The sequence below is a fragment of the Streptomyces sp. NPDC005483 genome (genome assembly GCF_040606035.1).
Lineage (GTDB): Bacteria > Actinomycetota > Actinomycetes > Streptomycetales > Streptomycetaceae > Streptomyces.
On the sequence record NZ_JBEXEA010000008.1, the window covers coordinates 248,364 to 259,958 of the forward strand.

The 11,595-nt window shown below is 70.1% G+C and carries 12 protein-coding genes; 6 read left to right on the forward strand and 6 right to left on the reverse strand.

Going from position 1 to position 11,595, the window contains the following annotated elements; genetic code table 11:
* Positions 1-572: 572 nt before the first annotated feature.
* The 3 genes from ureA to ABZT06_RS17930 all read right to left on the reverse strand — a co-directional run bounded on the left by ureA (position 573) and on the right by ABZT06_RS17930 (position 3,818).
* A complete protein-coding gene (ureA, locus tag ABZT06_RS17920; RefSeq protein ID WP_355741251.1) occupies positions 573-1,268 on the reverse strand; it encodes an urease subunit gamma in 696 nt (231 codons plus the stop codon).
* A gap of 162 nt (positions 1,269-1,430) precedes the next feature.
* Positions 1,431-2,519 (reverse strand): branched-chain amino acid aminotransferase, encoded by a 1,089-nt coding sequence (locus tag ABZT06_RS17925; RefSeq protein WP_355741253.1) that lies wholly within the window; start codon positions 2,517-2,519, stop codon positions 1,431-1,433.
* A 255-nt stretch (positions 2,520-2,774) separates the two neighbouring features.
* Positions 2,775-3,818 (reverse strand): 3-isopropylmalate dehydrogenase, encoded by a 1,044-nt coding sequence (locus ABZT06_RS17930; RefSeq protein ID WP_355741255.1) that lies wholly within the window; start codon positions 3,816-3,818, stop codon positions 2,775-2,777.
* 141 nt (positions 3,819-3,959) lie between these two features.
* Between ABZT06_RS17930 and ABZT06_RS17935 the strand changes: the two genes are divergently transcribed.
* Positions 3,960-5,522, forward strand: a complete 1,563-nt coding sequence (locus tag ABZT06_RS17935; RefSeq protein WP_355741481.1) for a metallophosphoesterase family protein — start codon at positions 3,960-3,962, stop codon at positions 5,520-5,522.
* A gap of 51 nt (positions 5,523-5,573) precedes the next feature.
* On the opposite strand, the gene ABZT06_RS17940 is transcribed toward ABZT06_RS17935, so the two are convergent.
* Positions 5,574-5,705 carry a hypothetical protein gene (locus ABZT06_RS17940; protein ID WP_020121043.1) on the reverse strand — a complete coding sequence of 44 codons (132 nt, stop codon included), beginning with the start codon at positions 5,703-5,705 and terminating at the stop codon, positions 5,574-5,576.
* Between the two features lie 229 nt (positions 5,706-5,934).
* On the opposite strand from ABZT06_RS17940, the gene ABZT06_RS17945 reads away from it, so the two are divergent.
* The 3 genes from ABZT06_RS17945 to ABZT06_RS17955 all read left to right on the forward strand — a co-directional run bounded on the left by ABZT06_RS17945 (position 5,935) and on the right by ABZT06_RS17955 (position 6,535).
* Positions 5,935-6,099 (forward strand): hypothetical protein, encoded by a 165-nt coding sequence (locus ABZT06_RS17945; RefSeq protein WP_355741258.1) that lies wholly within the window; start codon positions 5,935-5,937, stop codon positions 6,097-6,099.
* A 115-nt stretch (positions 6,100-6,214) separates the two neighbouring features.
* Entirely contained in the window at positions 6,215-6,370 is a 156-nt protein-coding gene (locus ABZT06_RS17950; protein WP_355741260.1) for a hypothetical protein, read from the forward strand.
* 3 nt (positions 6,371-6,373) lie between these two features.
* The gene (locus tag ABZT06_RS17955; RefSeq protein ID WP_355741262.1) at positions 6,374-6,535 is read left to right on the forward strand and encodes a hypothetical protein; all 162 of its coding nucleotides are present in this window, start codon (positions 6,374-6,376) and stop codon (positions 6,533-6,535) included.
* Between the two features lie 138 nt (positions 6,536-6,673).
* Here ABZT06_RS17955 and ABZT06_RS17960 read toward each other — a convergent pair whose 3' ends face one another.
* Positions 6,674-8,026, reverse strand: a complete 1,353-nt coding sequence (locus ABZT06_RS17960; RefSeq protein WP_355741264.1) for a serine hydrolase domain-containing protein — start codon at positions 8,024-8,026, stop codon at positions 6,674-6,676.
* A 160-nt stretch (positions 8,027-8,186) separates the two neighbouring features.
* On the opposite strand from ABZT06_RS17960, the gene ABZT06_RS17965 reads away from it, so the two are divergent.
* Positions 8,187-8,861 (forward strand): TetR/AcrR family transcriptional regulator, encoded by a 675-nt coding sequence (locus ABZT06_RS17965; RefSeq protein ID WP_355741266.1) that lies wholly within the window; start codon positions 8,187-8,189, stop codon positions 8,859-8,861.
* Between the two features lie 484 nt (positions 8,862-9,345).
* Here the strand turns inward: ABZT06_RS17965 and ABZT06_RS17970 are convergent, their stop codons facing one another.
* On the reverse strand, positions 9,346-10,155 hold the full coding sequence (locus ABZT06_RS17970; RefSeq protein WP_355741268.1) for a helix-turn-helix transcriptional regulator: 810 nt from the start codon (positions 10,153-10,155) through the stop codon (positions 9,346-9,348).
* Between the two features lie 78 nt (positions 10,156-10,233).
* Between ABZT06_RS17970 and ABZT06_RS17975 the strand changes: the two genes are divergently transcribed.
* Positions 10,234-10,965, forward strand: coding sequence for a dienelactone hydrolase family protein (locus ABZT06_RS17975; RefSeq protein ID WP_355741270.1), 732 nt, complete (start codon positions 10,234-10,236; stop codon positions 10,963-10,965).
* Positions 10,966-11,595: the final 630 nt, after the last annotated feature.

The following is an 11,595-nucleotide window of genomic DNA, read 5'->3' on the forward strand; positions in this document are numbered from 1 at the left end:
GGGCGACTCCCAGGCGGCCGCAGGCCGCGGCACACACGGCACAGCGCCTCCACGCCGGTACCGCGGCCGACGGCGTACGCGCAGGACGTCAAGCGACGCACCCCGCCCGGACGGCCCACCGCGCGACCTCCTCGCCGAGCACACCCAGGTTCTTCAGTAGGGCGGCGCACCCCGGCCCGACGGCCCGCAGGACGGCTCGCCGCACGGCCCCCTCGTCCAGCACACCCAGACAGCCACAGGCTGCAGCACAACCAGGACGCCTCCCCGCCGAGACCGTGGCAGACCGCGTCCTCAAAGGGAACGGGGCGGCTCATCGGACGGCCCTCTCGTCCCGCACACCCAGGCACCCGCAGACCGCGGCTCGACGCAACGCCTGCCGGCGGCTACCGCCCGCATGAAGGGTGAGGCGACGAGCCTCGGCCGGGTGGTCCGCAGGGCGGCTCATCGGACGGCCCCCTCGTCCCGCACACCCAGGCACCCGCAGACCGCGGCACGACGCAACGCCTGCCGGCGGCCACCGCCCGCATGAAGGGTGAGGCGACGAGCCTCGGCCGGGTGGTCCGCAGGGCGGCTCATCGGGCGGCCCCCTCGTCCCGCACACCCAGATACCCGCAGGCCGCCGCACGGCGCAGTGCCTCCTCGCGAGCCCCGGGTGCGTCCAGTGGTCCGTCGACCAGGCCGGCGAAGCCCATGGCCACGCGGGCGCCGCCGATCGGTACCAGGCCCACCTCGCCGGACTCCCCCGGCCCGAACCGCACCGACGAGCCGGCGGGCACCGCGAGCCGCATGCCGTAGGCCTCGGCCCGCGGGAAGTCCAGGCGCGGGTTGGCCTCGAAGAAGTGGAAGTGGGAGGTGACGGAGACGGGCACGGTCGCCGTGTTGGTGACCATCAGCCGTACGACCGCCTCGGGCTCGGCGTGTTCCGGCCCCGGCAGCAGCGCGCCGGGCGCCCGCTCGCCGAGCCCCCCGCCGATCGGATCGGTCACGACCGCGAGCCGCGATCCGTCGTCGAAGACCGCCTCGACATGGACCTCGGTGACGACGTCCGCGACACCGGGCAGGACGTCGTCCGGCCCGAGCACCGACCGGGCGCGCTCGACGGCCTCGGCCAGCCGCGCCCCGTCCCGGGCGGCCTCGCACACGGTGTCCGCGACGATCGCGGTCGCCTCCGGGACGTTCAGCCGCAGCCCGCGGGCCCGGCGCGCCCGGGCCAGCTCGGCGGCCCCGAAGAGCAGCAACCGGTCACGTTCGGTGGGGGTCAGCCGCATGTCGTTCCCTTCTTTAGAGCAGCACTCTAAATACCAGGGTCGAGCTAGTACAAGGTTGGCATCGAGTCTGAGACGAACAGGGGCCCACCACATCGAGCGTTACTCAAACAACGCGGGCCCGCCCGGACATCGTCCGAGCGGGCCCGTGCAGGACCTGGGAGGTCAGCCCAGCTTGTGCATCCAGCCGTGCTTGTCCTCGGCCGTGCCGCGCTGGATGTCCAGGAGGGCCTGGCGGAGCTTCAGCGTGACCTCGCCGGGCTCGCCGCCGGACTGGCGCCACTCGGCGCTCTGGCGCTTGACCGTGCCGACCGGGGTGATCACCGCGGCCGTGCCGCAGGCGAAGACCTCGGTCAGGGTGCCGTTCTCGGAATCGCGCTGCCACTGGTCGACGGAGACGCGGCCCTCCTCGGACGTGTAGCCGAGGTCCCGGGCGACGGCGAGCAGGGAGTCGCGGGTGACACCCTCCAGGATCGAGCCGGTGAGGGTGGGGGTGACGATCCGGTCGCCGTACACGAAGTACAGGTTCATGCCGCCGAGCTCCTCGACCCACGTGTGCTCGACCGCGTCGAGGTAGCAGACCTGGTCGCAGCCCTTGGCGGCGGCCTCGGCCTGGGCGAGGAGGGAGGCCGCGTAGTTGCCGCCGGTCTTGGCGTCACCCATGCCGCCGGGGACGGCCCGGACGCGGTCCTCGGAGAGCCAGATGGAGACCGGCTTCACACCGCCCGGGAAGTAGGCGCCGGCCGGAGAGGCGATGACCAGGAAGAGGTACTCGTTGGCCGGCTTGACGCCCAGGCCGACCTCGGTGGCGATCATGAAGGGGCGCAGGTAGAGGGACTCCTCGCCGCCGTGTGCCGGGACCCAGGCCTCGTCCTGCCGCACGAGCGCGTCACAGGCCTCGATGAACGTCTCGACGGGCAGCTCCGGCATGCCGAGCCGGTGCGCGGAGCGCTGGAAGCGCTCCGCGTTCTTCTCGGGCCGGAAGGTGGCGACGGAGCCGTCGGGCTGGCGGTACGCCTTGAGGCCCTCGAAGATCTCCTGCGCGTAGTGCAGGACCATGGTCGCCGGGTCGAGGGAGATCGGCGCGTACGGAACGAGCTGACCGTCGTGCCAGCCGCGGCCCTCGGTCCACCTGATGACCACCATGTGGTCGGTGAAGTGGCGGCCGAACCCGGGGTTGGCCAGGATCGCCTCGCGCTCGGTGGCGGAGAGCGGGCTGGCGGAGGGCTTGAGCTCGATCGTGGGCGTCGTCATGAGTGGTTGTCCTTCACCGGTTGTGTAGTGACGGGCCGCGCTCACGCCCTTTTACTGTCAGTGACCAGTGCTAGGACGTCCGAGCATTCCCTCATTCCGCGGCTCCGCGTTCGATTATCGCAAGCGGGGAGCCGGGGAAGAAACGGCGTGAAATGCGACCCAGGGGATGATGGTGTCACCCGGCGGGGGACATGCGAAAGCCGCCGGGTGCGAGTGACCCGGCGGCTTCGATTGCTTTTCGAGTGGCCCGCCCGGTCAGCCGGCTACTCGTACGGCCAGCGCGTCGCCGATCTCGGCGGTGCTGCGGGCGGGCTTGCCGGTCCGCTCGGCGAGGTCGGCGGAGACCGCCTCCTCGATACGGGCGGCCTCGGCCTCGTAGCCGAGGTGGCGCAGGAGCAGGGCGACCGACAGCACCGTGGCGGTGGGGTCGGCCTTGCCCTGGCCCGCGATGTCGGGCGCGGAGCCGTGGACCGGCTCGAACATCGAGGGGAACTCGCCGGAGGGGTTGATGTTCCCGCTCGCCGCGACGCCGATGCCGCCGGAGACGGCCGCGGCGAGGTCGGTGATGATGTCGCCGAAGAGGTTGTCGGTGACGATCACGTCGAACCGGGCCGGGTCGGTGACCAGGTAGATGGTGGCCGCGTCGACGTGGATGTAGTCGGTGGTGACGTCGGGGAACTCCGCGGCCACCTTGTTGAAGATGTTCGTCCACAGGTGCCCGGCGAAGGTCAGCACGTTGTTCTTGTGGACCAGCGTGAGCTTCTTGCGCGGACGGGCCTGGGCGCGGGCGAAGGCGTCGCGGACCACGCGCTCGACACCGAAGGCCGTGTTCACGGAGACCTCGGTGGCGACCTCGTGCTCGGTGCCCTTGCGGATGGTGCCGCCGTTGCCCGTGTACGGGCCCTCGGTGCCCTCGCGGACGACGACGAAGTCGATGGCCGGTTCACCCTTGAGGGGCGTGTCGACACCCGGGAGCAGCTTCGACGGGCGCAGGTTGACGTGGTGGTCGAAGGCGAAGCGGAGCTTGAGCAGGAAGCCGCGCTCCAGCACACCGGAGGGGACCGACGGGTCGCCGATGGCGCCCAGCAGGATCGCGTCGTGCTGCTTCAGCGCGTCGAGGTCGGCGTCGGTGAGGGTCTCACCGGTGGCGTGGTAGCGCCGGGCACCGAAGTCGAAGTCCTTGGTCTCCAGCTTCACATCCTGCGGAAGGACGGCGGAGAGGACCTTCAGACCTTCGGCCACGACCTCCTGGCCGATGCCGTCACCGGGAATCACTGCGAGATTGATGCTGCGAGACATGCGGGAACCCTACTCCTCGTCCCATGGGATGACATCGCCCGTCCGGGATACGGACACCGCGCGGGACCGCGCGTCATCCCTTCGGCTCCTGTTCACCCGCAGGAGTGGCGGTTGTCGGTGTCCGCTGGGAAGTTCACCACCATGGACCTCCCCGACTTCGGCATTCCGCCCCACCTCGCGCGCCGGATGAGCATGGCCGAGCAGCACGAGTACCTGCGGACGAAGCTGTCCCGGCGCCGCACGCTGGTGACCGCGGGCGCGGTGGCGGGCGGCCTGCTGACCGGCTGCTCCCCCGACGGATCGTCGAGGGCGACCGCCGGCGCGGCCGCCTCCCCGGCGACGCGGGTGCACGGCTCCGCCGTCTCCCCCTTCGGCCGCCACCTCGCCTTCGGAGCCGACCCGAAGACGCAGATGCGGATCTCGTGGCAGGTCCCGCTCGCGGTGCGGAAGCCGTACGTCCGCGTCGGCCTGCGGCCCGACGACCTGAGCCGCAAAATCGGGGCCGAGCTCCGCGACCTGCACACCCCGGGGCAGACCGGCGTACGCCTCGCCCTCGACCAGTACTACCTGCACGCGGCCCTGGAAGGTCTGCGCCCCGGCACGACGTACTACTACGGCGTCGGCCACGACGGCTTCGACCCGGCGGACGCGAGCCACCGCTCGACCATCAGCAGCTTCCGCACGGCCCCGGCGAGCCCCGAGAAGTTCGTCTTCACCGCCTTCGGCGACCAGGGGGTCGGCACCGCCGCGGCCGCCAACGACAATCTCCTGCTGCGCCAGAAGCCCGCCTTCCACCTGCACGCCGGCGACATCTGCTACGCCGACGGCAACGGCCAGGGCCTGACGTCGGACGGCTACGACCCGGGCTTCTGGGACCTGTTCCTCAAGCAGAACGAGGAGGTCGCGCGGAGCGTGCCGTGGATGGTCACGACCGGCAACCACGACATGGAGGCCTGGTACTCCCCCGACGGCTACGGCGGCCAACTCGCCCGCTGGACCCTCCCCGAGAGCGGCTTCGACCCGCGCTCGGCGCCGGGCGTGTACTCCTTCACGTACGGCAACGTCGGCGTCGTGGCACTGGACGCGAACGACGTGTCGTACGAGATCCAGGCCAACTTCGGCTACACGGACGGCAAGCAGACGAAGTGGCTGGAGAAGAGACTCGGTGAGCTGCGCACGAGCAGGGGCATCGACTTCGTCGTCGTCTACTTCCACCACTGCGCCTACTCGACGTCCTCGCACGCCTCCGACGGCGGGGTGCGCGCCGAGTGGCTGCCGCTGTTCGAGAAGCACCAGGTGGACCTGGTGATCAACGGGCACAACCACGTGTACGAGCGCACGGACGCGATCCGCGGCGGCGAGGTCGGCCGAGCGGTCCCGGTGGGCGGCGCGACCGACCCGACGAGGGACGGGATCGTGTACGTCACGGCGGGCGGGGGCGGCCGTGACCTGTACGGCTTCCCTGCGGGCGTGAAGGAGAGCTACGAGGGGCGCGTGCACGACCACGAGTCCGTCGAGACCTTCCAGTGGACGAAGTCGAAGGAGTCCAGGAAGGAGACGGTGGAGTGGTCACGGGTGCGCTACCGCGGGTTCTCGCTGCTCTCGGTGGAGGCGGTGAGCGGGGCGCGGCCGCGGCTGACGGTGTCGGCGCTCGCGCAGAGCGGGGAGCGCATCGACCATTTCGAGGTGCGGCGCGGGTCCTGAGGGCCCGCGCCGCACCTCGTACGGGTGCGGCTCCCGGCTGCGAGGGACCGGTCAGTGACCGGTCGAACCGCCGTTGTCACGGCGGTCGAGGGCGCGCTGCAGGGCTGCGGCGGCGTTCTTGCGGTCGGACTCGCTCGTACGGGAGGTGTGACGGACTCGACGGCGGGCGGTCGTCTCGGCCATGTGAAATCGACTCCTTCGCATTCCAGGGAAGTCCAGGAAAGGGACAACGAGACGCCGGAAGGGGCGGGGAGCGTCGAGCCGCAGGGGTTGCCTGCGCGGGGCCCGGCTCACGACCGCCATTCGCTTGATCGAGCGAGACGTTCGGCTTCTACAAAGCTAAGGGAGGACGGCCGGTCTGTCTCCACAATTACTCGGACTTCCTACTATCTGAGACGGTGGAGTGGATCACATGGCACTGACCTGCGGTTTCACCTACGGTCCCCTGCCCGGTACGAGCCGCGAACGGTCGGGCGCGTCCCGTACCGCGATTCCCTCCGCGCCCAGCGAGCCGGGCAGCCCGCACAGCCCGTGCCCGGGCCTCGCCGACCACGTCACCGTGCACGTCGTCGACTGATCAGCCGCCCGACTCCGGCTCGCGGAGCTTCAGCACCCCGACGTCCACACCGGGCCGACTGCACGAACTGCGCAACTGTCCGGAGTGCTCATACCACCGGCGTACGGATGTGCTGATGGAGGAGGCCGTCGACCTCGTGGTCGCGGCACGGGCTGATCTGGACGATCCGCAGCAGGTCGCCGAGCTCACCGCCCGCTGCGAGGCCGACACCCGGGCGCTGATCGCGGAGGCGTGCCAGCGCCGCGGCGGCGATGCCGCCTGGGCGGGGTAGCCGATGGGCACTCTGGTCAAGCCGACCGAGCCGATCAGCGACGGTGCCCGCTGGGTCCATGGCATCACCGATGAGATGGCGGCTCGGGCCAGACCCTTCGGGAAGATCCTCACGCGGCTGCGCCAGGTCGCCAAGGTGTCCGGCATGGGGCCGTACCCCTGCTGATCGGAGACGATCACGGTGCCTGTGCCCGCGAAGGCAGACACCCATGGCCCCAGCGATTCGGGAGTAATTGTCAAATGTTGTGGACCTGGGGAGGCTGTCACCGGCCTCGCCTGCGGTGCTCTCCGGAATTCCCAGGTGTCACCCGGAGGGTGTCGGGACCCGGTTGAAGAACCGTCCGGCCATGTCGGCCCCGATGATGGCGCCGTCGGCATCGCGAGTGAGAAAACCGCGCTGCCCGATCAGGCCGCCGCCGGTGACGATGTACTCGTCGCCGCTCCCCGGCAGCAGGCCGAGGCCGGCCGGCGGCAGGTCGGTCGGCAGTTCTCTGTCGGCCGCCGCGCGGATCTCCGGCTTGATACGGCATTCAACCGTCATCGTGTCACCGTTTGTATCGATGATCAGCGTCATGAATTCGTTCGCGTAGTGCCCGGTGATCTCCTGGGCGCGCTGCGGGTCGTACGGGAGCGGCTCGGGGTCCCGCTCGACCACGCCGAGGTAGTGTTCGAGCGCCCAGCGGAGCACGGCCTGGTTGAACTCCAGCCCGCTGTCGGGCCCGGCGTTGGACGCCGCCACGACGGCGAAGTCCCGCTCCGGGACCAGCAGCAGGTTGGCGAACTGGCCGTTGGTCGATCCGCCGTGCCCGACCGTGCGCACGCCGTCCACGTCGCGCAGGAACCAGCCGAGGCCGATGGCGTCACCGAGCGTGGAGCCGTGCAGCTCCACCGTCGGCTCCTGCATGCGCCGCGCCAGGTCACCGCCGCCGAGGTGGAACCGGGCCCAGCGCAACTGGTCGGAGACCGAGGACGCCAGACCGCCGCCTGGGTTGTTGCCGCGGGTGTCCTTCCACGTCCGAGTGACCTTGAGCCCCCCTTCGCTGAGGTTGTGGCCCACGGCGAACCAGCGGGTGATGGCCTGTCCGGCGGTGAAGACGCTGTCGGTCATGCCGGCCTGCTCCAGGACGAGTGAAGCGACAGCGGCCTCGTAGGTCTCGCCGGTGACGTTCTCGACGACCCGGCCGAGCAGGTTGTAGCCGAGCTGGCTGTAGGAGGCGCGGCCGCCGACTGGGCCGATCAGCGCCACCTCGGCCATGTTGGTCACCTCGCGGGCCAGCGCGTCGTCTCCGTCTCCGCTGTCGAAGACCGTCCGGGTGTCCAGCCCAGCGGTGTGGTTGAGCAGGTTCAGGATGGTGATCCGGGTGGCCGCGTCCTCATCGGGGAGCCGGAGTTCGGGAACATAGCGGCGCACCGGCGCCTCCAGCTCGACCCGCCCCTGCTCGAGCAGGCACATGATCGCGGTCGCCGTGTAGGTCTTGGTGACCGAACCCAGCACGAACAGCGTGTCCCGGTCGACGGGCAGCGGGTTGTCGATGCTCGTCACGCCGTGGCAGACGGTCAGCTCCCGTCCGTCCACCCGGACTCCCACCGCTGCCCCCGGAATGCCGAGATCCTTGGCCTTCTCCTCGACGAACTCCGCCAGCGCATCGTGTGACATCTCGATTCCCCCTCGATCGGTGTGGTTCGTGTACGGCGCCGGGCTGCTCATCAGGCGTGGCGGCGACTTGCACTCTGTTCAAGTGGAGGCTAGCGAACGACTTGAACACTGTGCAAGAACTTTCTTGAACGGCGTGCAAGCCGAGGGCTATCGTGAATCCATGCCCCGCAACACGCTGACCCGCGAACAGATCCTCACCGCCGCCATCACCCTGCTGGACGCCGAAGGACTGGAGGGGCTGAGCATGCGGGCACTGGGCCAGCGGCTGGGCTCGGCGGCCACCGCGGTCTACTGGCACGTGGGCAGCAAGGACAACCTCATCGCCCTCGCCGGGGACCAGGTGTGGCACGAAATCGCGCTGCCTGACCCCGACGAGGTCGGCTGGCGCACGGCGGCCACCATCATGGCCGACGACCTGTATGCGATGCTCACCCGCCACCCGTGGCTGCTGCAGGCCTTTGGCTCCTTCCTCATGTTCGGTCCCGGAAAGGCCCGCCACGACGATCACCTCCTCGCCATCTACGAGACCGCGGGATTCGCCGGCCCCGCAGCCGACCAGGCCGCGGCCGCCGTCTTCACCTTCGTCCTCGGCAACGCCCTCGGCGCAGCCGCGACAGCCTCGCTCGGCCGCAAACTGCGGCGCGAAGGTAGCGGTGACGCCGAACAGGCCATCGGCGACGCTCAGACCGAGGCTCGCGAGACCGCCGCACAATTCCCTCGGCTGCGCGCTCGCCTGGACACCCACAGCGCCGACTACGGCGCGGCGCCCGACAACACTTTCCAGGTCGGCCTCCAGGCCATCCTCGACGGGCTGGAGGCCCTGCAACGGGCCTAATGGGTGACCATTACACGACTCTCCGCGAAGGTACGCTCGGCCCACCGTTCGAAGGCGGGCCGAGGCGGAGGGCGGTGGCCGTGCGCTCCAGGTGCCGCAGCACAGCGGACTGGGCCAGGGTCTGGCGGATCGGTGAGGACCTTCTTGACCAGAGCCGTCTCCTCAACCTCGGTGACCTGCACCAACTTGCGAAGGCAGGCCGCGAAACGCAGACGCTCGGCCGGCTCTTCCTGCGGGGTGCCATAGGGGCTCATGCGCTTTGTCCCGCCGCTCGACCAGGACGCCGGTCTCGAACCTCGCTCCGGCGCGGACGAGGTCGACGAGGTGGGCCCCGGACCCTGTGAACCCAGCCGCGCTCATGCCTGGCGGCAGGGAACACCTCGGCCAGAGCCTTCCACAGGTGCGCTGGTCGGCCGGGTGTACCGGCGCCGGCACGACACCCTCACCCAGATCGCCACCTGTTTCGGTATTTCCCCATTCAAGGTCAGTTGCCGGCGTCTGCTGCCGAATAGGTGACCATGGTCTGGTCGGAGTTGTCCGCGAGGTGTAGCACGACGTGGCTGTAGCGGAGCGGCCCGAGCGTCGGGTGGCGTAGCTTCTTCGATCCGCTGGCCACCGCTGTGACGTCATGTCGCGGCCACCACTGCCGCACTTCCCGGCTGTCCTGCTTCAACTCGCCGACCAGCGCCTCGAAGGCGGGGTCGTCCGGGTGCCTGGCCGCAGCGAGCCGGAACCGGCCGAGCATGGCCCGGGCCTCCGGCTCCCATTCGAGGTACACCTCCCGGGCGCGCGGTGCGGTGAACATCCAGCGCACGAGGTTCCGCTCGCCGGCGGGCAGTGCATCCCAGTCGTCGAACAGTTCACGCGCGGCACGGTTCGAGGCCAGCACGTCCCAGCTGCGTCCCTTGACGAGGGTCGGGAACGGCTCGAGCCGCTGGACCAGGGCGACCACTTCGGGATCGATCCGCTCGTCCGGCGCCGGTACGGCAACGACGCTGGGCGCATCCTCGCCTCCGCGGGCCAGCATCCGCAGGTACAGCCGCTCGGCGGCGGACATCCGCAGCGCGTCGGCCAGGGCGTCCAGCACCTGGTCCGAGGGCTGCACGGGACGGCCCTGCTCCATGAACGTGTAGTAGGTGGTGGAGACGTTGGCCAGCAGCGCGACCTCTTCGCGGCGCAGTCCGGCCGTGCGCCGACGAATTCCGGCGGGCAGCCCGACATCGCCAGGGCGAAGACGCTCGCGCCGCGACCGAAGCAACTGTCCAAGGGCTTGCGGATCTCCGGTTGTTGCCATACGGCGCAGCCTAGTAAGGCCGGTACCAGCATCAAGGTGCTCTGGTTGCCGGTTTCAGCGTCATCCATGCTGAGCGCCATGACGATCACCCCGGAAACCATCACGGTCCCCGTGGCCGACGGCACCTTCCTGCCTGCCTACCTGGCCCGCCCGGTCGGCCGCGCCGCCCCGGTCGCGGTGGTGGTGGCGCACGAACTGTTTGCGGTGAACCCCGACATCCGCGGCGTGGCCGACGGCCTCGCGGCGGCCGGGTATCTGGTCCTTGCGCCGGAGTTCTACCACCGGAACACCGAAGCCGGGCGTTGGTTCGAACGTACCGACGCCGGGCGTGAGGAGGGATTCGCCCTGCTGCACCAGTTGGGCCGGGAGGAAGCTCTGTCCGACGTGGACGCCTGCCTGGGCCGGCTCGGCGCGCAGCCGGGGATCCAGCGGACGGCGGTGATCGGCTTCAGCGCCGGCGGTCACCTGGCGTACTTGGCGGCCTGCCGGTTGCCGGTCAGCCGGACCGCGGTGCTGTACGGCGGTTGGCTGCCCACGGCTGACATCCCGATGAGTCGGCCCACGCCCACGCTCGACCTCACGCCCGAAATACGCGGTCGGATCGTTTACCTGGTCGGCGAGGACGACCCGCTGATCGACGCCGGTCACCGTGGCCAGATCCGGTCCGCGCTGGAAAAGGCCGGCGTCGAGCACGAACTGGTCACCTATCCCGGTGTCGAGCACGCATTCTTCTGGCCTGGCACGCCTGCCTTCAACCAGTGGGCCCGAGACGACGCCTGGAACCGGATCCTGAGCCTGCTCGCAGAATGAAGCACGGTGCAGAGGAGTGCGGCCTGGGTCTTCCTCTCCTCCACCCTGGCCCACCGTACGACCACTTCAAGCAGGGCATTACCTGGCTGAACGCCGTGAGTGACCAAGCGTCGGGCGTCGGGCGTGGGGCGTGGGGCGTGGGGCGTGGGGCGTGGGGCGTGGGGCGTGGGGCGTGGGGCGTGGGGCGTGGGGCGTGGGGCGTCGGGCGTCGGGCGTCGGGCAGAGGGTAGTTCCCGTCACGCCGCAGGATTCTCAACGCACTCGGGGCGAAGGTCCGGACGTGTTCGGCGGTGCGGTCGAGTTTCGGGAACAGCGGGAAGGGACCGCCTTGAGCCGAGCCGTCCGACGGCGGCGTCGTCGTCGTCTGGACGATCGGGGCGGCAAGTTATCCAGCCGTCACGTCCCGCACGGACAGCCGTCAAGGTCGGAGCCGGTCATCCCGTACCGGGTGCGCGAGGGTGGTGTTCCGCATCGGAAAGAAGTGATCGAGGGGAAGAGGGGGTCAGCTGTGCTGCTCCTCGGTCTTGTGCAGGAGGCAGGATCCCCGTGGACTCCCTGGAACTCGACGGCGACCGACGCGTCTTCACCCTGCTCGAGGAGTGGGAGCCAGAGGACTAGGACGTGACAACG